Origin of the sequence: Halanaerobium praevalens DSM 2228, from assembly GCF_000165465.1 — a bacterium.
Lineage (GTDB): Bacteria > Bacillota > Halanaerobiia > Halanaerobiales > Halanaerobiaceae > Halanaerobium > Halanaerobium praevalens.
Genome location: NC_017455.1, coordinates 1,480,881 through 1,502,634, shown reverse-complemented (window position 1 = coordinate 1,502,634; position 21,754 = coordinate 1,480,881). Strand labels below are relative to the sequence as shown.

Sequence of the window (21,754 nt, the reverse complement as noted above, 5' to 3'; positions counted from 1 at the left end):
GTAGAAGCCACAACTTTAAAAAACAAAATATCGTTTATTATTTGAAACTGTAATTTGAATCAATTCTAATTTGAATTGTTTTAAATTACAGTTTTTGTGATCTAAAACCTAAAGGGGGAAATAATATGAAAATTGAAGTAATTAAAGATTTTGACCAAAAATTACTTGATAAGCTAGTTGAACTAGAGACTAGGACTTTTAGGGACAGTGGTTTATCAAAATGGGAATTAGTACCTTTAATTGAACATGGTAAATTATTAGTATTATTTGATAAGCAAGAACCAGTTGGTTTGTTAGAACTGATGAATGATTGGGATAATAAAGATACGGCTTATGTTTATGCTTTAGCTATAGAAGAAGAATACCGCAACCAAGGTTTAGGAACTAAATTGATTAAATCTGGTATGGAATTACTACTAAAAGATGGATATTCTAAAGCCAAATTAACTGTTGATCCAGATAATAAACCTGCAATTCATGTTTATAAAGATAAATTAGGTTTTAAAAAAGAAAAATATGAAGAAAATGTTTATGGAGCAGGATTAGATCGTTATTATTTAGAATTAGATTTAGCTGATTATGAAAAATATGAAAACAATGAGTTGTTTAAAATAGCTTCTTAGTTTAATTTTAATTTAAATTATATTTTAATAATAAGTAAAATTTTTAAAAATTGCCTTTGATATTCTAATAAAAGTATGATATATTCATCAATAATGATAATCGTTATCAAATAAATTTTAATTAAGAATTATAAATAATTAAAAGAAGGTGTTAGTAATGAAAGCAATTGTTATTGATCAATATGGAGATAGAGAAGAATTAAAAGAAAGAGAAATTAAAAAACCTAAACCAAAAGCTGATGAGATATTAATAGAAGTCCATTCTGCTTCAGTTAATCCAATCGACTGGAAATTAAGAGAAGGTTATCTAAAAGAAATGTTTGCTTTTGATTTTCCAATTATTTTAGGTTGGGATGCAAGTGGAATAGTCAAAGAAAAAGGAAATAAAGTAGAGAGTCTGAAAGTTGGTGATCGGGTTTTTGTACGACCAGAACTTACTAATAGAGGAACTTATGCTGAATATACTACTGCTAAAGAAAATTTGGTAGCTAAAATACCAGATAATATTAATTTTAAACAAGCAGCTGCAGTACCACTTGCTGGTTTAACAGCATATCAGTCTTTAACTGATGTTGGTAATTTAGAAAAAAATGATAAAGTTTTAATTCATGCTGGTGCAGGAGGAGTAGGTAGTTTTGGTATTCAAATAGCTAAAAATTTAGGAGCTTATGTGGCTACCACTGGTAGCACTAAAAATGTAGAATTTTTAGAGTCATTAGGAGCAGATGAAGTTATTGATTATACTAAAGCTGATTTTGCTGAAATACTTGCTGATTATGATTTAGTAGTTGATACTTTAGGTGGAGAAATTCAAACTAAAAGTCTTGGTATCTTAAAAAAAGGTGGAAAATTAGTTTCAATTGTTGAAGAACCTGATCCGCAAGTAGTAAAAGAAAAAGAAGTAGAAGCTACTTTACACTGGTTAATTCCTGATGGTGATCAATTAGCAATTTTAGCTGACATGATGGAAAAAGAAAAGTTAAAAGCAATTGTCGGTTCAGAGTTTCCATTTTCAGAAAAAGGGCTTAAAGATGCTCATAAATTAAGTGAAAGTCATCATGCCAGAGGAAAAATTATTATTAATGTTAAATCTTAAAATTATTAATTTTAAAAAATAGAGTTTGAACTATCCAATTGTTTTTAAAGTTGAAAATAATTAGAATTTATAGTCCAGAAAAAGTTTAAACTTTTCTGGGCTTATTTTATGTAATAGAGCAAAAGTTTGCTCGCAAAGATCGATAATTTAATCTGGAAAATCAAAAAAATTAATTTTTGTCCTAAAATTAATTAATTTTAATTTAAAAGAAACTGGATTTTTTTAAAGATCTATACTATAATTTAATCGCTTGCTTATTAAAAAAATTAAAATTCTGGAGGTAAAAATGGCATTTATCACAATTGTAGAATTTATTGGTACTATAGCTTTTGCAATGTCTGGGGCATTAAGAGCTATAGAAAAAGAAATGGATTATTATGGGATTATAGTTTTTGGAATAACTACTTCAGTTGGAGGAGGGATTATTAGAGATATTTTAATAAATAAAGAATTGCCAGTTTCTCTAGCTAATCCTATTTATATTATAGTTAGTATTTTAGCTGCTTTTTTAGTAATAATATTTTATCAAGCTATTATTCATTTTAATCAAATTTTAAATATTTTTGATGCAATTGGTTTAGCAGCATTTACAGCAATTGGAGCTGAGGTAGCAGTTATTAATGGTTTTGAACAGCCATTTGTGATAATAATTTTAGCTGTACTGACAGGAACAGGTGGAGGAACTTTAAGGGATCTTTTTGCAAATACAATCCCTTATGTATTTCATAAAGAAGTTTATGCTGTAGCCTCTATTTTAGGAGCAATTATTTTTATTATAACCTATAATTTTATTGGTAATAATATGGCCTTATATTTAGCTTTTGCAATTACTTTATTAGTTCGTTTATTTTGTATAAAAAAAGATATTCATTTAAAAAAAGTATCAGTTTAGCTTACTTTTTTTAATGAATTTTTTTTATATAAGTTAAAGTTTTTCTGCACAATTAGATGGGCTAAAAATCCTGAAATTAAATAAGAAATAGATAAAGCAATAAAAATTCCAGAAACACCTATTAAATGAGATCCAACTAAAGCTAGTGGAAGATAGATTAAAAAAGTTTGGCTAAAAATTAGTAAGGCAGCCTGAATTGGTTTATTTAATACATTTAAAATTGTAGAATCAATTTTTAAAATTCCTTGTAATCCATAAGTAAAAGATACTATTAAAAGATAGCTAGTTACAGTTTTAATTACTTCAGGATTTTGATTAAATAAGGCTGCTATATTTTTAGCAAAAGTTGATAAAATAATTGCTAAAATAAAACCTGTTATTAAGGAAAATAATTCTCCAAATTTCAATCCTTTATTTACTCTTTTAAATAATTTTGAACCTAAATTTTGACCAATAAAAGGCCCAATGACTGAATTTAAAGCCATAATAAAAGACATTGCAAAAAATTCGATTTTAGTAGCAACCCCAAAACCTGCTACTACATTAGGACCATAAGTAGCTAAAATTTTAGTTATAATAGCTGAACTAAGTGGTAAAGCCATTTGGACTAAAGAATTTGGAATTCCAATATAAATTATTTGTTTCCAAGATTTAAAAGTATCCTTTAGTTTGAATTTAGAAAAATAAATAATATTTTCTCTAAAATACAAAATACTAATGGCAGTTAAAGTTGTAATTGCTCTTGCCAAAACTGTAGCAATAGCAGCTCCTTTAATTCCAAGTATAGGTAAAGGTCCATAACCGAAAATTAACATGGGATCAAGAATGACATTTATTAAAGCACTTAGTCCCATAATTAAACCAGGAATTTTGGTATCTCCTAAAGATCTAATTATGTTATTACCAATCATTGGTATCACGACCATAAAAGAGCCAAAGTACCAGATAGTCATATATTCTTCAATATAATTTAAAATAACTCCACTTGCTCCTAAAATTGAAAATAGAGGTCTGATTGTTAAAGAACCTAATATAAAGACTAGAACACTAATTATTAAGCCAAGAATTAAACTATCAGTAGCAATTTTTTTAACTTTATTGTTTTTGCGAGCACCAATATATTTAGAGATAATAGAAGTCGTTCCAATTCCTATTCCTTGAGTAAAGCTATTAATTATCAGAACTACAGGAAAAGTAAAAGAAAGAGCAGCAAGCTGATTAGCCCCTAGTTTACCGATAAAATAAGTATCTGTTAAATTAAAAATTACCATTCCTAGCATTCCCAAAATCATTGGTAAAGTCAATTTTATCAACTGAGGTATTATTTTCCCTTTTGTTAGTTTTGCCTCAGATATTTTTGTCATATGATCATCTCCTTATTTAGTTTCTAATCGAAACTATATTAAGTTTAACAGAATTAGTTTCATTTTGCAACTTATTTTTTATTTTTATTTTATTATTATATAATTAAAACAAAATTATATTTAAATATATTATTAGGGAGGAATTTTAATGCATGAATCATTAGGAAGATATATAACTTCAATTTCTAAATATATTAATTATTACATTAATCAAAGGGCAGCCAAATTTAATTTAAATATTAAACAAGTTCATATTTTAAAGAGTCTATATAAAAGAGAGGGGATTAATCAAGAAGAATTATCTAATGTATTTAAATCAGATAAAGTTACAATTTCTAAGCTTTTAAATGGTTTAGTGAAAGAGGGTTATGTAATAAAAAGAAAAGATGAGAGTGATAAAAGGATAAAAAATTTATATGTAACTAAAAAAGGTAAGAATTTAGAAAATGAAATAAACAATATATTAAAAGAAACTACTAAAATATTAGCAGCTGATTTTACAGAAGCAGAAAATAAATTAATTCGTAATTTATTAAATCGGATGTTAGAAAGCATTTATCAAGAATTAAATTAAAGAGATTTTTCTATTAGCAACCTCAAATTAAACAAATGGTGCCCCCGGTAGGAGTCGAACCTACGCTCAAGGCTTCGGAGGCCTTTGCTCTATCCACTGAGCTACGGGGGCATTACCTAAATTATTTTAACAGAATTCTAGTTTAATGTCAATAAATTATTAAAAATGAGTTTCCCCATTTTTTAAAATAGCAAAAACTATCCTTACTGTCATAATGGTAAAGAGAGTCTTAATTTCTTTTGTGCCAGAGTTAAAGTTTAGGGGGCTTGTTTGGAGGCTTTCAATTATAAATTCAAAACATCTTTGTGCATTGATTTACAATGTTTACTATATAATTCCTCTATGTTAAAATATGAGCTAGAAGCAAAGAGCATATCTTGAATTTAAAAATCAGAATATTTAAAATAAAGGTGGCTAATATGAAAAATAGATTAAAATATATTAACAATTTAAATAGGAAAAAAGATGTTATTATAAATTCTACTCATGATGGACTTATTTCTATTGATAAAATGGCTAGCATAGAACTTTTTAATAGTGCTGCTGCTGAAATAATGGGTTTAAATAAAGAAGATGTTATTTGTAAAGATGTTAGGGAAGTAATCCCTAATACCAGACTTCATGTTATCTTAGAAACTGGTGAATCTGAATTAAATCAAGTCCAAAATGTTGGAGAAACAACAATTATTACAAATAGAGTTCCTGTTAGAGATCGTCAAGGAGAAATAATAGGCGCTGTATCTGTTTTTAGAGATATTACTGAAGTAAAAAAACTTGCTGAAAAAATAACTAATTTAAATGAAATTCGAGGTATGTTAGAAGCTATTATTAATTCAACTCAAGATGCTATTTCAGTTGTGGATCAAGATGGAATAGGAATCTTAATTAATCCTTCTTATACAAGATTAACTGGGCTAACAAAATCTGATATTATTGGAAAACCTGCTACAGTAGATATAGCTGAAGGTAAAAGTATGCACTATAAAGTTTTAAAAACTAAAAAACCTGTAAAAAATGCAAGAATAAAAGTAGGACCTAATAAAAAAGATGTTATTGTTAATGTTGCTCCAATAATAGTTGAAGGTAAATTAAGGGGTAGTGTAGGGGTTATTAGAGATGTTTCTGAAATAAAAAAGCTGACTCAAGAACTTAATGAAGCAAAAAGAATGATCAGGCATTTAAATGCAAAATATACTTTTGCAGATATAATTGGTAAAAGTGATAAAATGGAAACTGTAATAAAACAAGCCAAAAAAGCTTCAAGAACTCCTGTTACTGTTTTAGTACGGGGAGAAAGTGGAACTGGTAAAGAACTTTTTGCTCACGCTATTCATAATGCAAGTAAAAGAAAAAATAATAAATTTATAAGAGTTAATTGTTCAGCTCTTGCAGATAATATTCTGGAAAGTGAATTATTTGGTTATGTTGAAGGAGCTTTTACTGGAGCAAAAAAAGGTGGGAAAATTGGGCTTTTTGAAGAGGCTGATGGAGGCACTATTTTTCTTGATGAAATTGGTAAAATAAGTCTTAATCTACAAGCAAAATTACTGAGAGTTTTACAAGAAAAAGAAATTATTAGAGTTGGTAGTACTAAAACAATTTCAATAGATGTGCGAGTAATAGTCGCTACTAATACTAATCTTGAGAACCAAATTAAAGAGGGAGAGTTTCGCGAAGACCTTTATTATCGTTTAAATGTTTTTCCAATCCGGATTCCTCCTCTTCGTGAAAGAAAAGATGATTTAAAGGCTCTTATTCATCATATAATAAGAAAACTTAATCAAGAATATGGACGCTCTGTTAAAAATATAAACAATGATGTATATCAAATACTTTTTAAATATAATTGGCCTGGTAATGTTCGTGAATTAGAAAATATTATAAGCAGATCAATGATTTATATGAATTTAGAAGAAGAAATTATAAATAAAAATCATTTACCTCTTTTAGTTGAAAATAGTAATAAAGTTGAAAAATCAAATAAGATTCTTTTAGAAGAAAAATCAATTAAAAACCATACATTAAAAGAAATTATAAACTCTACTGAAAAAAATACTATTATTAGAGCTTTGAAAAAAAATGATGGCAACCGTAAAGAAGCAGCTAAATTACTTAATATTGCAGTTAGAAGTCTATATTATAAAATAGATAAATATAATATAGAATAAACTGCAACAAATTGCCTGCAAAACATTGCAGTTATGAATTTTTTGCAGATAATTAATCTTAAAAATTAAGATTAATAATTTAATTAAATTATTAATAATCAGAATATTTTAACACTAACCTCCCTAACTAACAAAGGCGAACCATTAATTATCGTTTTATTTGTCTGAAAGTTCTAAAGATTGATATTATTTTGGAATAAAAATTGCATAATAATATTAATGCAAGCTAATATTTATTTTACAATAAAGAAGGAGGTGATATTTTGTTTAAAAACATAGAAGAATTAATTATTGAAGCAAAAAAGACTCCAGCTTTAAAATTAGCTGTTGCAGCAGCTGGAGATGAAATTGTTTTAAAAAGTGTGAAAAAAGCTGATGAAGAAGGGATAATTAAACCTATTTTAATTGGTGATAAAAAGAAGATCAACTTTGTCTTAGATGATTTAAACTATGATTTTAAAGGAGAATTAATCTCTACTAACTCAAAGCAAGAATCTGCTCAAAAGTGTATAGAACTTATAGCAAAAAGAAAAGCAGATTTTCCAATGAAAGGATATTTAACTACAAAACTAATTTTACAGGCTCTTTTAAACAAAGAATATGGTTTGAGAAAAGATAAGCTTTTGAGTTTAGTTACAATGATGTATCTTGAAAAAAAAGAAAAAATAATATTTATGACTGATGCTGGAATGAATATAAATCCAGATTTAAGTGATAAAAAAGAAATTATTATTAATGCTGTGGAGATGGCACAAGCAGTTGGAATAAAAAAACCTAAAGTGGCTGCTTTAGCTGCTATTGAGAAAATTAATCCAGCAATGCCATGTACTCTTGATGCAGCTAATTTAGCAAAAATGGCTGATAGAGGTCAGATTTTAAAAGCTGAAGTTGATGGTCCTTTAGCTTTTGATAATGCTATTAGTATCGAGGCAGCTAAACATAAGGGGATAAATAGTTCAGTTGCTGGGAAGGCAGATATTTTATTAGTTCCTGATATTGAAGCAGGAAATATTTTATATAAAGCCTTAGTATTTTATGCAGGCTTACCAGCTGCTAGTCTTGTTTTAGGAGCAAAAGTTCCTCTCGTTTTAACTTCAAGAGCAGATAGTTTTCAAACAAAATTCAATTCTATTGTTTTGGGTAAAATGGTTACTAGAGGTTATAAAAATTTAGAGAAAGATTTATAAAATATGAGGAGGATTTTAAAATGAAAAAAATATTTGAGAAAATGGAAGAATTCGAGCATGAGCAAATTGTTGTTAATTATGATAAAGAAACAGGGCTTAAGGCAATTATTGGAATTCATGATACTACACTTGGGCCTGCACTTGGTGGTACTCGCTTGTGGAATTATAAAACTGAAAAAGAAGCCTTTATAGATGTTATGAGACTTTCAAAAGGAATGACTTATAAGGCTGCAGCAGCAGGTTTAAATCTTGGCGGTGGTAAAACAGTTATAATTGGTGATGTAGAAAAAATTAAAAGTGAAGAATTATGGAGAGCCTTTGGTCGTTTTGTTCAAAGTTTAAATGGCCGTTATATTACCGCTGAAGATGTTAATACAACTGTAGAAGATATGGCGTATGTTGCAGAAGAAACTGATTATGTAACTGGTCTTCCTGGAACAAGTGGAGATCCATCACCTGTAACAGCTTTTGGTGTTTGGAAAGCTATTAAAGCTACTGCTGATGAAGTCTATGGTTCACCTGATCTTAATGGCAAAACAGTTGCTATTCAGGGAGTAGGTCATGTTGGCTATCATCTGGCTAAATATATAAATGAAGAAGGCGGGAATTTAATAATAACTGATATTAAGCAGGGAAATATTGATAAAGTTGTAAAAGACTTTGGAGCTAAAGTAGTAGATCCAGATGAAATTTTTGGAGTTGATTGTGATATTTTTGCTCCTAGTGCATTAGGTGCCGTTATTAATGATGATACAATAGAACAATTGCAATGTGATATTGTTTGTGGTCCAGCTAATAATATATTAAGTGAAGCAAGACATGGAGAAAAATTAGATGAAATGGGTATTTTATATGGACCAGATTATGTAGCAAATGCAGGTGGGCTAATAAATGTATACGATGAATTACAAGGATATAACAGAGATCGTGCTATTAGTAGAGCAAGTAAAATTTATGATAATATGAAAAAAGTAATTGAAATCAGTAAAAGAGATAATATACCAACTTATAAAGCAGCAGATATTATGGCAGAAGAAAGAATAAAAAAAATTGCTCAAGTGCGTAGAAATTATATTCCAAGATAGGAGGAGCTGATTTCATGTCAGAAATGATTTTAGCTATAAATCCTGGTTCAACTTCTAGTAAACTAGGATTGTATAAAGAACTAGAAGAAGTTTTTGTGGAAAATATTTCTCATTCTTCAAAAGAATTAAATGAATTTGAAAAAATTACTGATCAAATGGATCTTCGGCTTTCTTATATTCTCGAATTTCTGTCAGAAAAAGAAATTAAGTTGGGAAAACTTTCTGCTGTAGTTGGAAGAGGTGGTTTATTAAAATCAGTTCCTGGTGGAACTTATGCAGTTAATAAAAAAATGGTTGAAGATCTTAAAATTGGCATTCAAGGTGAGCATGCTAGTAATTTAGGCGGTTTACTTGCTAAAGCAATTGCTGATAAAACTAATATTCCTGCATATATAGTTGATCCAGTAGTTGTTGATGAATTACAGCCTGAAGCGCGCCTTTCTGGAATACCTGAGCTAGAGAGAGCAAGTATTTTCCATGCTCTTAATCAAAAAGCAGTAGCCCGTAAATATGCTAAAGAAAATAATTTAAATTATGAAGATATTACTGTAATAGTAGCTCATTTAGGTGGTGGTATTTCAGTTGGAATTCATAAAAAAGGAAAAGTAATAGATGTTAATGATGCTTTAAGTGGTGAAGGACCATTTTCTCCAAATAGAAGTGGTGGCTTACCTACATTTGACTTTTTTGAATTATGTTATAATGATGATTATTCTTATTCTGAAATCAAAAAAAGATTAGTAGGTAATGGTGGAGTTGTAGCCTATCTTGGCACAAATGATATGCGTGAAGTTGAAAAGAGAATCAAAACTGGTGATAAAAAAGCTGAGCTTGTATTTAAAGCAATGGCTTATCAAACTGCCAAAGAAATTGCTTCACTATCTCCAGTAAATAAGGGGAAGATAGATGCTATTATTCTTACAGGAGGAATAGCATATTCAAAATATTTTATTGAGCATGTCAAAGAATTAGTCAAATTTATTGCACCAATTAAAATTTATCCAGGAGAAGAAGAATTAAAATCACTAGCAAGTGGAGCTTATAGAGTCTTAAAAGGAGAAGAACAAGTAAAAAAATATGGTTAATAATTATTTTATTAGAAACTTTATCTAAGTTAAAGGAGGCTTAAATATATGAAAAAAGTAGTCTTTGACACAGAAAGGTGTAAAGGCTGTAAATTGTGTACTACAGTCTGTCCCAAGGGAATTATAAAAATAGCAGATGAAATAAATAGTCATGGCTATAAGCCAGCTGAAGTTATAGATCAAGATGCCTGTATTAGCTGTGGTCAGTGTGCTCAGATGTGTCCAGATGTAGTAATCAGTTTATATAAATAAAAAATAGATAACTCCAAAAATAGGGAGGGTATTAATTATGGGAGAAAAAATTTTAATGAAAGGAAATGAAGCTGTTGGTGAAGCAGCTATAAAAGCAGGATGTCGTTATTTTTTTGGTTATCCAATAACACCACAAAATGATATACCAGCTTATATGGCTCGCAGATTACCAGAAGTGAAGGGAACATTTATCCAAGCAGAAAGTGAAGTAGCAGCTATAAATATGGTATATGGAGCTGCAGGTTCTGGAGCAAGAGTGATGACTTCTTCATCTAGTCCAGGTATCAGTCTAAAAGCAGAAGGTATTTCTTATATTGCAGGAGCAGAGCTGCCTGCAGTTATTGTTAATATGATGAGAGGTGGCCCAGGGTTAGGAGGTATTCAACCATCTCAGGCAGACTATTTTCAAGCTACAAAAGGTATGGCACATGGAGATTTTCGCTTATATGTACTTGCACCTTCATCAGTTCAAGAATTAGCTGATCTGACTATGGAAGCTTTTGCAATAGCAGATAAATATCGTAATCCTGTTTTAATTCTTGGAGATGGAATGATTGGTCAGATGATGGAACCTGTTGAATTTAAAGAAGCAATTGATCCTGAAAAGTTACCTAAAAAAGAATGGGCTACAGATGGTGCAGAGGGAAGAGAGAAAAATATTATAAACTCACTTGCTTTAGATCCTCAAACACTGGAAGATCATAATTGGAAGTTAGAAGAAAAATATAATAAAATGCGTGAAAATGAAGTTAAATATGAAACTTATAATCTTGAAGATGCTGATTTGGCAATTGTAGCTTATGGTACAACCGCCAGAATTGCTATTAGTGCCATGGAAATGGCAAGAAACGATGGCTTAAAAATTGGTTTAATTAGACCTATAACCCTTTTCCCATTTCCAACTGATATCATTTCTGAGACAGCAGATCAAGTAGAATCTTTTTTAGCTGTTGAAATGAGTACAGGTCAAATGGTTGAAGATGTAAGATTAGCAGTAGAAGGAAAAAAACCAGTTAATTTTTATGGAAGAACTGGTGGTATGATACCCTCTCCTGAAGAAATATATGCAGAAATTAAAAAACATCTTGGAGGTGATAGATAATGGAGAAAATAGCAGGTTATCCAGATTCATTATCAAATAAAGAGTTTCATTATTGTCCAGGTTGTACTCATGGAGTAATCCATCGGATTATAGCTGAAGTTATAGATGAACTGGAAATAAAAGATCAAACTATTGGAGTTGCTCCAGTTGGTTGTTCAGTTCTTGCTTATGAATATTTTGATTGTGATATGCATGAAGCTGCTCATGGGAGGGCTCCAGCTGTTGCAACTGGTATTAAAAGAGTTCATCCTGACAAAGTAGTTTTTACTTATCAAGGTGATGGTGATTTTGCTTCTATTGGTACTGCCGAAAGTGTTCATGCTGCAAATCGTGGAGAAAATATTACCACTATTTTTGTTAATAATGCTATATATGGGATGACAGGTGGGCAAATGGCCCCGACTTCACTTATAAAACAGAAAACTACTACTTCTCCTTATGGTAGAGATGCTAAAGAAGCTGGTTATCCTATAAAAATAACAGAGATGTTAGCTTTAACTGATGGAGCGGCTTATGTTTCTAGAGTTGCAGTTCATAAACCTAAATATATAAGAGAAGCTAAAAAAGCAATTAAAAAAGCTTTTGAAATGCAATTAGAGGGTAAAGGCTACTCTTTAGTAGAAGTTTTATCTACTTGTCCAACAAACTGGGGAATTAGTCCTGTTGAGGCAATAGAATGGCTTGATCAAAATATGATGCCTATTTACCCTCTAGGTCAAATAAATGTGCCAGAGGAGGTAGAATAATGATGAAAGAAGAAGTGATTATGGCAGGATTTGGAGGACAAGGAGTAATGTCGATTGGAAAATTGCTTTCTTATGCTGGTATGAAAGAAAGCAAAGAGGTTTCCTGGATGCCATCTTATGGACCAGAAATGAGAGGAGGTACTGCTAACTGTACAGTTATTGTTTCAGACAAAAAAATACCTTCACCTCTTTCTTCAAAGCCTGATTCAATTATAGTTATGAATTTGCCTTCTTTAGATAAATTTGCTCCCAAAGTTAAGTCAGGTGGAACTATATTTGTCAACTCTTCTCTTATCAGTAAAGAAGTTGAAAGAGATGATGTTGAAGTAGTAAAAATTCCTGCAAATAAAATAGCTAATGAACTAGGTAATAATAAAGCTGCTAATATGGCAATGCTTGGTGCCTATATTGCAAAAAAAGAAATAGTAAGTCTAGATACAGTTAAAAATTCTTTGGAAAATGTTTTGCCTGAAAGAAGACATGGCTTAATTCCAATAAATGAAAAAGCTTTGGCTAAAGGAAATGAAATTTAATTTAAGTATATTAATTTTAAAATAGATAAAAAAATTAAGCGGCTGTGCCCTAAATATAAGGGGTTAAGCCGCTTATTTTTTTAATGTCTAGGAAATTATACCTAATGGTTTGTTGTGGATAATATTTATAGCTCCATAATTTCCGACATCAACAAAATTTAACCTTACTGTATTACAGATTGTCCGAAGGACATTTTGTTCTATTATATTTTTATTTATTAAAATATTAAAATAGTGTCTAATTAAATTATACTAAATTTAAAATAAGTTATTTATATTTTAAAAAGGGATAGAGATTCTTAACTAGAATATTAATTATTAAACCAAAACTATAGCAAAACAGATAATATTTTGACTAGCTATAAATTATTAAACTAAAAAAATTTTGTTAAAAAGGAAAGTGATTTTATTTTGAACTTAAAGTCTAAATTAGGAAAAGAAGTTATTATATTTGATGGGGCCATGGGAACTGTTCTCCAAAAACAGGGTTTAGAAATTGGCAAATTTCCAGAAAAATTGAACTTAGAAGCTCCTAGAAGAATTATTGAAATTCATAAAAGCTACTTAAAGGCAGGAGCCGATATTATTACCACAAATACTTTTGGAGCAAATTCTTTAAAACTTAAGGGTAGTCAATACTCAGTTGAACAAATTATTTCAGCAGCTGTTAAAAATGCAAAAGTAGCAGTTGCTGAATCTGGATTTGCAGCAAATATAGCTCTCTCTTTAGGGCCTTTAGGAGAATTGATAGAACCAAATGGTAAACTAAGTTTTAAAAAAGCATATAAACTTTATCAAAAACAAGTACTTTTGGGAGTAGAAAATGGGATTGATTTAATTCAGATTGAAACTATTTCACAACTGGCAGCAGCTAGAGCAGCAGTTTTAGCTGCTAAAGAAAATTCAGATTTAGCTATTTTTTGTACTCTGACTTTTACAGAAAGTGGCAGAACATTTACTGGCTGTAATCTAAGATCTATGATTTCAGTTTTAGAAGGTTTAGGCGTAGATGCACTTGGTCTTAATTGTTCTCTAGGACCTAAAAAAGCAGAAGTATTAGTAGAAAAAATACTTAAATATTCTAAACTACCTGTTATTTTGCAAGCAAATGCAGGCTTACCAGTAATTGAAGCTGGTAAAACTAATTATAAAATATCTCCTGCCACATATTACACACCATTGGCTAGGCTTTATCAGCAAGGATTAGCAATAATTGGAGGTTGTTGTGGTACAACACCAGAATATATTTCTTTGATTGCAGATAAGTTAAAAGGAAAAAAAATAAAAAAAAGAAAGATAATAAAAAAAGACTTAGTTTGTTCAGCTGTAGAATATTCTGATTTAAGTGGAATTAATGTAGTTGGAGAAAGAATCAATCCGACAGGTAAAGCTGAGTTTAAAGAAAATCTTAAAAAAGGTAATTTAGATTATTTGCTGAAAATTGCTTTAGCAGAAATAGAAGCTGGAGCTGATATTTTAGATATTAACCTTGGTTTACCAGAAATAGATGAGAAAAAGATGATGTTGAAATTTATTCAAGAATTACAGCAGAATATAACTAAACCTTTACAAATTGATTCTACCAATTTAGAGGTTATTGAAACAGCTTTAAGAAATTATAATGGAATTGCTATAATTAATTCAGTTACTGGTAAAAAAGATAGTTTAGAGAAGGTTTTAACTGTAGCTAAGAAATATGGAGCTTTTGTTATTGGTCTTACAATAGATGAAAATGGTATACCTGAAACAGCTGCTGGTCGCTTAAAAATTGCTGAAAAAATAGTAAATAAAGCCGTTGAATTAAAAATTAGTAAAGATAAAATTATTATTGATTGTTTGGCTTTAACTGTATCTGCTCAACCTAAGTCAATAGAAAAAACTCTAACAGCTTTAAAACTTGTGCAGGAAAAATTAGAAGTTAAAACTATTCTTGGTATTTCTAATATATCTTTTGGCTTACCTGCTAGATCAATTTTAAATAGAAGTTTTTTAACGATGGCCCTTGCTCAAGGTTTAAACTTAGCAATTATGGATCCTAATGATCCAGAGATGATGGCCACAGTGAAAGCGGTATCAGTTTTGAAGAATTTAGATCAAGGAGCAGAAAAATATATAGATTTTATTTCTCATTTTAAAAATCAAAGTAAAACTATTAAAACAAAAAAACAAAAAAGTGAAAAAAAGGATTTAAAAGAACTAATAATTAGTGGTCTAAAAGATGAAACTAAAAAATTAACTAAAGAGCTTTTATTAGAAAAAGAACCTTTAGAAATAATTGATCAACATTTAATTCCAGCTCTTAACCTTGTTGGAGAAAAATATGAAAAAGGAGAGTTATTTTTACCAAAGCTTTTAAAAACTGCTGCAACAGTTAAAGAATCATTTTCAGTTTTAAAAATGCAGATGAAACAAGAAAATAATCAAAAACTAGCTAAAGGAAAAATATTACTGGCAACTGTTGAAGGAAATGTGCATGATATTGGTAAGAATATTGTTAAAGTCTTATTAGAAAATTACAATTACCAAGTAATTGATTTAGGAAAGAATATAGAAACCGAAAAAATTGTTAATACAGTTTTAAAAAATGAAATTAAACTGTTAGGACTAAGTGCTTTAATGACTACAACTGTTAAAAATATGCAAAAGGTGATTAAAGCAGTCAAAAAAGCTGCTCCTAATTGCAAAATAATGGTAGGTGGGGCAGTTTTAACAGCAGATTATGCCAAAATGATCAAAGCAAATTTTTATGCACAAGATGCTCAAACTGCAGTGGAGATTGCAAATAATCTTTTTCTAGATTAAATTGTTTTAATAAAAAAGCCTCCTTAATTTTTCGAGGAGGCTTTGCTTTAAATTATTAATTATTTAATTTCTTTGATATTTGCTTGTTCAGCTGCTAATTCTGCATAGTGAAGAGCATGTTCTTTTAGGCCTGCAATTTTTTCTTGATCAAGCTCACGAACTACTTTAGCCGGAACCCCTAAAACCAGACTACCAGGCTTAATTTCTGCATTTTCTGGAACTAAAGCTCCAGCGCCAATAATTGAACCTGCACCAATTTTAGCTCCACTTAAAATGGTAGCATTCATCCCAATTAGTGATTTATCACCGATTTGGCAAGCATGAATAACGGCATTATGACCAACAGTAACATAATCTCCAATTTCTACTTTCTGATTTTTATCAACATGAACAGTAGAATTATCTTGAATATTTGAATATTTACCGATTGTTATTTCAGCCATATCAGCTCTAACCACTGTATTATACCAGATGCTGCTATGCTGGCCCATTTTAACTTCGCCAATAACATTAGCCCCAGGAGCAATAAAAGTATTTTGCTCAATTTTAGGATTCTTATCTTTAAAATTATATATCATTTTAAATTCCTCCAATTTTTATTCTACTCTAATTATTTCTATCTCGAGTTCTAAAATCCTTTTTTAATAAAGCATTTACTTGCAAGCAATGAAAAAATAATTTATAATTAAAGATGTATAAAATTAGAGGTGGAGAATATGTCAGAAAAAAAAATAGCTATTTTTGGAGGAACTTTTGATCCTCCACATTTGGGGCATCTTATTTTGGCAGAACAAATAAAAAATAATTTCGGATTGGCAGAAATTATTTTTATGCCAGCAGGATCACCCCCACATAAGAAAGACAAAAAGATTTCATCTGCTCAAGTCAGATATGAAATGTTAAAATTAGCTGTCAAAGATAATCCTTCTTTTTTACTTTCAGATTGGGAAATCAAAGCAAAAGGTTATTCTTATACTGCTAAAACTCTATCTCAATTTGTGCCACAAATTAAGGCAGAAAAAGTTTTTTTTATTATAGGTGCAGATTCTTTGGCAAATATTTTTGAATGGGAAAAAGCAGATTTTTTATTATCAGAAGGAAAATTTATAGTTTTTAATCGACCTGGTTATAATTTCAAAGAAATTTTAGCAAAAAAAAGGTATCAAGCTTATCAACAAAATATTTTTACCTATCACGGTTTAAACATTGAAATTTCTTCTTCTTATATTAGAAATGAATTTAAAAAAGGGAATTCTATTCGTTATCTCACTTTAAGTCAAATTGAAAAATATATTAAAAAAAATAATCTTTATAGGTGATAAAATGAAATTAGAACAAGAAGAATTAAAAACTGAGCTTGACTTAGAAAAAATAAAAGAAAAATTAGGTGAAAAAAGATATTTGCATAGTTTATCAGTCCTTAATTCAGCTTTAAATTTAGCACATCGGTTTAATTTAAATTTAGAAAAAGTAAAAAAAGCAGCTTTATTACATGATATAGCCAAAAATAAAGAAAAAGATGAATTATTGACAATAATAAAAAATTCTAACTGGATTTTAGATGATTTAGAATTAAGTATTATTCCAGTTTTACATGCTCCAGCGGGTGCTGTTATTGCTCAAAAAGAATTTAATATTGATGATGATGAAATTTTAGAAGCAATTCGTTATCATACTTTGGGCCACCCTAAGATGGGAAATTTAGCTAAAATTATTTATGCTGCAGATTTTATTGCAGAAGATAGAAGTTTTGCTGGTTTAGATGAAATTAGATCTAAGATTGAAAAAAACTTTGAATTCGGATTATATTTAATTACAAGCCATATAATTAAATATCAGTTAAACCAAAACAACTTTATTCATCCCTATTCAAATGATTTACGAAATAAATTACTGAAAAGAAGTGATTAATAAATGCTAGAAAAATTAACTGATTGGAAATATATAGCTTTAATTATATTTCTAGTTATTATAGGTATTGGAATACCTTTTGTTTGGAATTCAGAATTGAGTCAAATAGATTCTAATAATCCTTTTCAAGAAAATAAAGTTAATATTCTTGCTGTTGGTTATGATTCTGATGTTAATGGACCAACTAGAGCAGATACTATTATTTTAATAAGCCTTGATATAGATACAAATGAGGCCTCTTTAGTTTTTTTACCTAGAGATACTTATGTTGACTCACCAAAAAGAGATTTTACTAAATTAAATTCATCTCATGTTTATGGTGGTATAGAACTGACTCAAAAAACAATAGAAGATCTGCTTGATATTAATATTGATTATTATTTAGAAACTAATTTTAATGGATTTGAAAAAATTATTGATAAAATTGGTGGAGTTGAGATTGAGATAGCTCATAAATTAAATTATGTTGATAAAGCAGGGGGACTATATATAAATATCCCTTCAGGCCAGCAAAATTTGAAGGGAGAAGAGGCACTTCAGTATGTAAGATATCGTGATTTTAGAGGTGATATTGGCAGAATTGAAAGACAACAAAAGTTTATTGACGCTGTTTTAAGGAAAGTCCTTTCTCCTAAAATAGTAACTAAAATTCCTGGAATTATTAAGGAAGTAAATAATGCTATTAATACTAATATACCACTTAAAGATATTAGTCCATTTATTAGTACAGCTAAAGAAATAAATTTAGATAAAATTGAAACCAAAATGTTACCAGGAGAGGCTAAATATATTAATGACATAAGTTATTGGATTCCAGATTTAGAGGCAACAGAAATTATGGTTGCTAATTTAATTCGGAATAAATCATATATTAAAAATAAGAGTTACAAGTTGAGAATTTTAAATGGGGTTGGAGAAGCTGGTGCTGCTTCTGAAACCGCTGAACTACTTAAAAAATATGGATTTCAAATAACTGAAGTAGAGAATGCAGATAATTATAATTATCAAAAATCAATAGTTAAATATTATAATCAAGAAGATAAAAAAACTGCTGCTAAAATTGCAGAACTAATTAATGGTAAAACTAATTATATTGAAAAAAAATCAAATAAAACTATAGAGATTATAGTTGGTGCAGGCTATCAAAAGTCTGTTTAAGGAGGAATTTATTAATGTCTAATTTAAGTATTAAAGATCTAGCTTTACTGGCTGCTGATACAGCTGATGATAAAAAAGCTGAGGCTATTGATGTTTTAGATGTGCAGGGGTTAACTGTAATTGCAGATTATTTTGTTATTTGTAGTGCTAATTCTGATAAACAGGTGCGAGCAGTTGCTAGAGCAATTGAAGATAAACTTGCAGCAAAAGGAATTGAGCCCCAAAGAATGGCAGGTATGAATGATGCAAAATGGGTTTTAATTGATTATGCTGATGTGATTGTGCATGTATTTAAGAAAAGTGAAAGAGAATATTATGATTTAGAAAGACTTTGGTCAGATGCGGAAAAAATATTACGTCAAGATGAAGAAAAAGTTGAAGAAAATTAAAATTAAAAATTTTAATTAATAGACAAATTTTAAATAAATGAGGAGAGTGAAGATCTTTGCAAGATTATTATCCGTTTCAAGCAGTAGAGAATAAGTGGTTAAAAAATTGGGAAGACTCAAATTTACATAAAACAGGTGCTGATCCTGCTAAGGAAAACTATTATGTTTTAGAAATGTTTCCTTATCCATCTGGTAATTTACATATGGGACATGTAAGAGTTTACTCAATTGGAGATGTTATTGCACGTTATAAAAGAATGAAAGGTTATAATGTTTTACATCCAATGGGTTGGGATGCCTTTGGACTTCCAGCAGAAAATGCAGCAATTAAACATGGTAATATTCATCCTAAAGAATGGACCTGGGATAATATTGCTCATATGAAAGAACAAATGAAAGCAATGGGATTAAGTTATGACTGGGACCATGAAGTAACAACAGCTGCAGAAGATTATTATAAGTGGACTCAATGGTTTTTTACACAAATGTTTAATGATGATCTAGCTTATAAAAAAGAATCTACTGTTAATTGGTGTCCAAGTTGTGAAACTGTGCTTGCAAATGAGCAGGTTGTTAATGATGCTTGTGAGCGCTGTGGAACTGAAGTTGATCTACGAGACTTAGAACAGTGGTTTTTAAAGATTACTGATTATGCAGATAGACTTTTGGCAGATCATAAAGAACTAGATGGCTGGCCAGAAAAAGTAAAAACCATGCAGAAAAATTGGATTGGAAGAAGTGAAGGTTGTAGAGTTAATTTTGCTTTGCCAAAACTTGAAAAGGATTTAGAAGTTTTTACTACTAGACCAGATACCTTATTTGGGGCAACTTATATGGTTTTAGCACCTGAGCATCCTTATGTAGCTGAATTAACAGCAGGGACTAAGAAAGAAGAAGAGGTGCAAGAGTTTATTCAAAAAGTAAAAAAACAAAAAGAACAAGAAAGAACTTCAGCTGAAACTGAAAAACTAGGTGTTTTTACAGGAGCTTATGCTGAAAATCCTGTTAATGGTAAAAAAATACCGATTTATATAGCTAATTATGTTTTGATGGGATATGGTACAGGTGCAATTATGGCTGTACCTGCTCATGATCAGCGTGATTTTGATTTTGCTCAAAAGTATGATATTGAAATTACAGCAGTAATTCAGCCGGAAAATCAAAAAGAAGAACTTATTGGTTCAAAAATGAAAACTGCTTATACTGGTGATGGTTATTTAATTAATTCTGAGAAATATAATGGTCTACAAGTAGAAGAAGCTTTTACTCAAATGACAGCAGATTTTTCTGAAGCTGGTTTTGCTAAATTAGAAACTAATTATCGTTTGCGTGACTGGTTAATTTCTCGTCAGCGTTATTGGGGAGCGCCAATTCCGATAATTTACTGTGATGACTGTGGAGCTGTAGCAGTACCAGAAGAAGATTTGCCAGTTAAACTTCCACATGATGTAGAATTTTCTCCTACTGGGGAATCCCCACTAAAACAGGTAGATAGTTTTGTTAATACTAGCTGTCCTAAATGTGGAAAAGCCGCTAAAAGAGAAACAGATACAATGGATACTTTTGTTGATTCTTCTTGGTATTTTATGCGTTATGCAGATCCGAAGAATAAAGAAGTTCCTTTTACTAAAGAAAAATTAGATCAATGGTTCCCTGTTGATCAATATATTGGAGGAATTGAGCATGCTATTTTGCATTTACTATATGCTCGTTTCTTCACTAAGGTAGTATATGATATGGATTTAACAGAACATGTTGAGCCATTTACAAACTGGTTGGCCCAGGGAATGGTGCTGAAAGATGGTGCTAAAATGTCTAAATCTAAGGGTAATGTAGTTGATCCTAAAGATATTTTAGATGAATATGGGGCTGATACAGCCCGTTTATTTATACTTTTTGCTGCTCCTCCTGAAAAAGATTTAGAATGGAGTGACAAAGGTGTTGAAGGAGCAGATCGCTTTTTAAATAGAGTTTGGCGCTTTGTAACTGAAAATCTAGAACTAATTAAGGATACTAATTCTAAACTTGAAAGCTCTAAATTAGATCCAGATGCTAAAGCTCTTTATAGAACAATGCATGCTAGTATTAAAAAGGTAAGTGAAGATATAGGGTCTAGATTAAACTTTAATACAGCTATTAGTTCTATTATGGAATTAACTAATGAAGTTTATTCTTATTTAAATGATCGTAGTTCTGAAGAAACTAATGCTCCTTTAATTAAAGCAGTAGCAGAAAACCTTGTACTTTTACTTGCCCCCTTTGCCCCTTTTATTACTGAAGAATTATGGGAACTTTTAGGTCATTCGAAAAATGTTCATAAATCAGACTGGCCTGTTTATCAAGAAGAAGCTTTAAAAAAGGATGAGTTGACAATTGTAATTCAGGTTAATGGTAAAGTGAGAGATAAAATTAAAATAGCAGCCGACGCTTCTGAAGAAGAAGTTAAAGCTCAGGTTATGGAAGAAGAAAAAATAAAAGATTATCTTGCAGATGGAAATTTAGTGAAAACTATTTACATTCCACAAAAGTTAGTTAACCTTGTTATAAAATAATTATCTATATTTATAAAATAAAATAGTTTAAAATTACTCCTGAGAATAATTTGAACATGAATTCTCAGGAGTTTTTCTAATTAATAATAATTACTTTTAAGCTTGATGTATCAAGCTTAATTAATGAATTATGTTGACTTTGAAAATCGTTTTCAGTATAATAAGAATAGCCAAAGAACTAAATTGATTAGATTAACTTTTTATTAAATAAATTGAAATTAATAAAGTTTATTTA

At 29.8% G+C, this 21,754-nt stretch carries 20 protein-coding genes and 1 tRNA gene; 18 read left to right on the top strand and 3 right to left on the bottom strand.

Translation table 11 applies throughout. The annotated features are described in order from the left end of the window. The first annotated feature begins 125 nt into the window (after positions 1-125). From HPRAE_RS06960 to HPRAE_RS06950, 3 genes are all read left to right on the top strand, one after another. The gene (locus HPRAE_RS06960; protein ID WP_014553519.1) at positions 126-623 is read left to right on the top strand and encodes a GNAT family N-acetyltransferase; all 498 of its coding nucleotides are present in this window, start codon (positions 126-128) and stop codon (positions 621-623) included. A 157-nt stretch (positions 624-780) separates the two neighbouring features. Continuing rightward, on the top strand, positions 781-1,719 hold the full coding sequence (locus HPRAE_RS06955) for an NADP-dependent oxidoreductase (protein ID WP_014553518.1): 939 nt from the start codon (positions 781-783) through the stop codon (positions 1,717-1,719). 286 nt (positions 1,720-2,005) lie between these two features. Further along, on the top strand, positions 2,006-2,611 hold the full coding sequence (locus HPRAE_RS06950; protein ID WP_014553517.1) for a trimeric intracellular cation channel family protein: 606 nt from the start codon (positions 2,006-2,008) through the stop codon (positions 2,609-2,611). Here the strand turns inward: HPRAE_RS06950 and HPRAE_RS06945 are convergent. After that, the gene (locus tag HPRAE_RS06945; RefSeq protein ID WP_014553516.1) at positions 2,608-3,975 is read right to left on the bottom strand and encodes an MATE family efflux transporter; all 1,368 of its coding nucleotides are present in this window, start codon (positions 3,973-3,975) and stop codon (positions 2,608-2,610) included. The genes HPRAE_RS06950 and HPRAE_RS06945 overlap by 4 nt on opposite strands. A gap of 148 nt (positions 3,976-4,123) precedes the next feature. Between HPRAE_RS06945 and HPRAE_RS06940 the strand changes: the two genes are divergently transcribed. Beyond that, positions 4,124-4,549, top strand: coding sequence for a MarR family winged helix-turn-helix transcriptional regulator (locus tag HPRAE_RS06940; protein WP_014553515.1), 426 nt, complete (start codon positions 4,124-4,126; stop codon positions 4,547-4,549). Positions 4,550-4,585: 36 nt separating this feature from the next. Here the strand turns inward: HPRAE_RS06940 and HPRAE_RS06935 are convergent. After that, positions 4,586-4,660 (bottom strand) — tRNA-Arg (locus HPRAE_RS06935). Between the two features lie 308 nt (positions 4,661-4,968). On the opposite strand from HPRAE_RS06935, the gene HPRAE_RS06930 reads away from it, so the two are divergent. The 9 genes from HPRAE_RS06930 (at position 4,969) to HPRAE_RS06890 (ending at position 15,509) form a co-directional block, all read left to right on the top strand. Then, on the top strand, positions 4,969-6,717 hold the full coding sequence (locus HPRAE_RS06930) for a sigma-54 interaction domain-containing protein (RefSeq protein ID WP_014553514.1): 1,749 nt from the start codon (positions 4,969-4,971) through the stop codon (positions 6,715-6,717). A gap of 263 nt (positions 6,718-6,980) precedes the next feature. After that, entirely contained in the window at positions 6,981-7,904 is a 924-nt protein-coding gene (locus HPRAE_RS06925) for a bifunctional enoyl-CoA hydratase/phosphate acetyltransferase (RefSeq protein WP_014553513.1), read from the top strand. 20 nt (positions 7,905-7,924) lie between these two features. Continuing rightward, complete coding sequence (locus tag HPRAE_RS06920; protein WP_014553512.1) at positions 7,925-8,989, top strand: Glu/Leu/Phe/Val family dehydrogenase; 1,065 nt, start codon at positions 7,925-7,927, stop codon at positions 8,987-8,989. Between the two features lie 14 nt (positions 8,990-9,003). Continuing rightward, a complete protein-coding gene (gene buk / locus HPRAE_RS06915) occupies positions 9,004-10,074 on the top strand; it encodes a butyrate kinase (RefSeq protein ID WP_014553511.1) in 1,071 nt (356 codons plus the stop codon). A gap of 48 nt (positions 10,075-10,122) precedes the next feature. Then, entirely contained in the window at positions 10,123-10,326 is a 204-nt protein-coding gene (locus tag HPRAE_RS06910; protein ID WP_014553510.1) for a 4Fe-4S binding protein, read from the top strand. A 37-nt stretch (positions 10,327-10,363) separates the two neighbouring features. Further along, a complete protein-coding gene (locus tag HPRAE_RS06905) occupies positions 10,364-11,428 on the top strand; it encodes a 3-methyl-2-oxobutanoate dehydrogenase subunit VorB (protein ID WP_014553509.1) in 1,065 nt (354 codons plus the stop codon). Further along, positions 11,428-12,174, top strand: a complete 747-nt coding sequence (locus HPRAE_RS06900) for a thiamine pyrophosphate-dependent enzyme (protein ID WP_014553508.1) — start codon at positions 11,428-11,430, stop codon at positions 12,172-12,174. The genes HPRAE_RS06905 and HPRAE_RS06900 overlap by 1 nt, the downstream gene beginning before the upstream one ends. Positions 12,175-12,176: 2 nt before the next feature. Continuing rightward, positions 12,177-12,707, top strand: coding sequence for a 2-oxoacid:ferredoxin oxidoreductase subunit gamma family protein (locus tag HPRAE_RS06895; protein ID WP_041607271.1), 531 nt, complete (start codon positions 12,177-12,179; stop codon positions 12,705-12,707). 411 nt (positions 12,708-13,118) lie between these two features. Further along, positions 13,119-15,509 carry a homocysteine S-methyltransferase family protein gene (locus HPRAE_RS06890; RefSeq protein ID WP_014553506.1) on the top strand — a complete coding sequence of 797 codons (2,391 nt, stop codon included), beginning with the start codon at positions 13,119-13,121 and terminating at the stop codon, positions 15,507-15,509. 59 nt (positions 15,510-15,568) lie between these two features. Here HPRAE_RS06890 and HPRAE_RS06885 read toward each other — a convergent pair whose 3' ends face one another. Beyond that, entirely contained in the window at positions 15,569-16,087 is a 519-nt protein-coding gene (locus tag HPRAE_RS06885; RefSeq protein ID WP_014553505.1) for a gamma carbonic anhydrase family protein, read from the bottom strand. 138 nt (positions 16,088-16,225) lie between these two features. Here HPRAE_RS06885 and nadD point away from each other — a divergent pair, with 138 nt between their 5' ends. From nadD to leuS, 5 genes are read left to right on the top strand one after another with little or no spacing between them, the layout of a single operon-like run. Continuing rightward, complete coding sequence (nadD, locus tag HPRAE_RS06880; RefSeq protein ID WP_014553504.1) at positions 16,226-16,828, top strand: nicotinate-nucleotide adenylyltransferase; 603 nt, start codon at positions 16,226-16,228, stop codon at positions 16,826-16,828. 4 nt (positions 16,829-16,832) lie between these two features. Then, positions 16,833-17,420 (top strand): bis(5'-nucleosyl)-tetraphosphatase (symmetrical) YqeK, encoded by a 588-nt coding sequence (gene yqeK, locus HPRAE_RS06875; protein ID WP_014553503.1) that lies wholly within the window; start codon positions 16,833-16,835, stop codon positions 17,418-17,420. Between the two features lie 3 nt (positions 17,421-17,423). After that, a complete protein-coding gene (locus HPRAE_RS06870) occupies positions 17,424-18,578 on the top strand; it encodes an LCP family protein (protein ID WP_014553502.1) in 1,155 nt (384 codons plus the stop codon). Between the two features lie 14 nt (positions 18,579-18,592). Next, complete coding sequence (gene rsfS / locus HPRAE_RS06865; RefSeq protein WP_014553501.1) at positions 18,593-18,967, top strand: ribosome silencing factor; 375 nt, start codon at positions 18,593-18,595, stop codon at positions 18,965-18,967. Positions 18,968-19,023: 56 nt separating this feature from the next. After that, on the top strand, positions 19,024-21,519 hold the full coding sequence (gene leuS / locus HPRAE_RS06860; RefSeq protein WP_014553500.1) for a leucine--tRNA ligase: 2,496 nt from the start codon (positions 19,024-19,026) through the stop codon (positions 21,517-21,519). Positions 21,520-21,754 lie beyond the last annotated feature (235 nt).

Coding starts and splice junctions, on each gene's coding strand:
- HPRAE_RS06960 (WP_014553519.1), top strand. CDS start 126: ATGAAAATTGAAGTAATTAAAGATTTTGACCAAAAATTACTTGATAAG.
- HPRAE_RS06955 (WP_014553518.1), top strand. CDS start 781: ATGAAAGCAATTGTTATTGATCAATATGGAGATAGAGAAGAATTAAAA.
- HPRAE_RS06950 (WP_014553517.1), top strand. CDS start 2,006: ATGGCATTTATCACAATTGTAGAATTTATTGGTACTATAGCTTTTGCA.
- HPRAE_RS06945 (WP_014553516.1), bottom strand. CDS start 3,975: ATGACAAAAATATCTGAGGCAAAACTAACAAAAGGGAAAATAATACCT.
- HPRAE_RS06940 (WP_014553515.1), top strand. CDS start 4,124: ATGCATGAATCATTAGGAAGATATATAACTTCAATTTCTAAATATATT.
- HPRAE_RS06930 (WP_014553514.1), top strand. CDS start 4,969: ATGAAAAATAGATTAAAATATATTAACAATTTAAATAGGAAAAAAGAT.
- HPRAE_RS06920 (WP_014553512.1), top strand. CDS start 7,925: ATGAAAAAAATATTTGAGAAAATGGAAGAATTCGAGCATGAGCAAATT.
- buk (WP_014553511.1), top strand. CDS start 9,004: ATGTCAGAAATGATTTTAGCTATAAATCCTGGTTCAACTTCTAGTAAA.
- HPRAE_RS06910 (WP_014553510.1), top strand. CDS start 10,123: ATGAAAAAAGTAGTCTTTGACACAGAAAGGTGTAAAGGCTGTAAATTG.
- HPRAE_RS06905 (WP_014553509.1), top strand. CDS start 10,364: ATGGGAGAAAAAATTTTAATGAAAGGAAATGAAGCTGTTGGTGAAGCA.
- HPRAE_RS06900 (WP_014553508.1), top strand. CDS start 11,428: ATGGAGAAAATAGCAGGTTATCCAGATTCATTATCAAATAAAGAGTTT.
- HPRAE_RS06895 (WP_041607271.1), top strand. CDS start 12,177: ATGAAAGAAGAAGTGATTATGGCAGGATTTGGAGGACAAGGAGTAATG.
- HPRAE_RS06885 (WP_014553505.1), bottom strand. CDS start 16,087: ATGATATATAATTTTAAAGATAAGAATCCTAAAATTGAGCAAAATACT.
- nadD (WP_014553504.1), top strand. CDS start 16,226: ATGTCAGAAAAAAAAATAGCTATTTTTGGAGGAACTTTTGATCCTCCA.
- yqeK (WP_014553503.1), top strand. CDS start 16,833: ATGAAATTAGAACAAGAAGAATTAAAAACTGAGCTTGACTTAGAAAAA.
- HPRAE_RS06870 (WP_014553502.1), top strand. CDS start 17,424: ATGCTAGAAAAATTAACTGATTGGAAATATATAGCTTTAATTATATTT.
- rsfS (WP_014553501.1), top strand. CDS start 18,593: ATGTCTAATTTAAGTATTAAAGATCTAGCTTTACTGGCTGCTGATACA.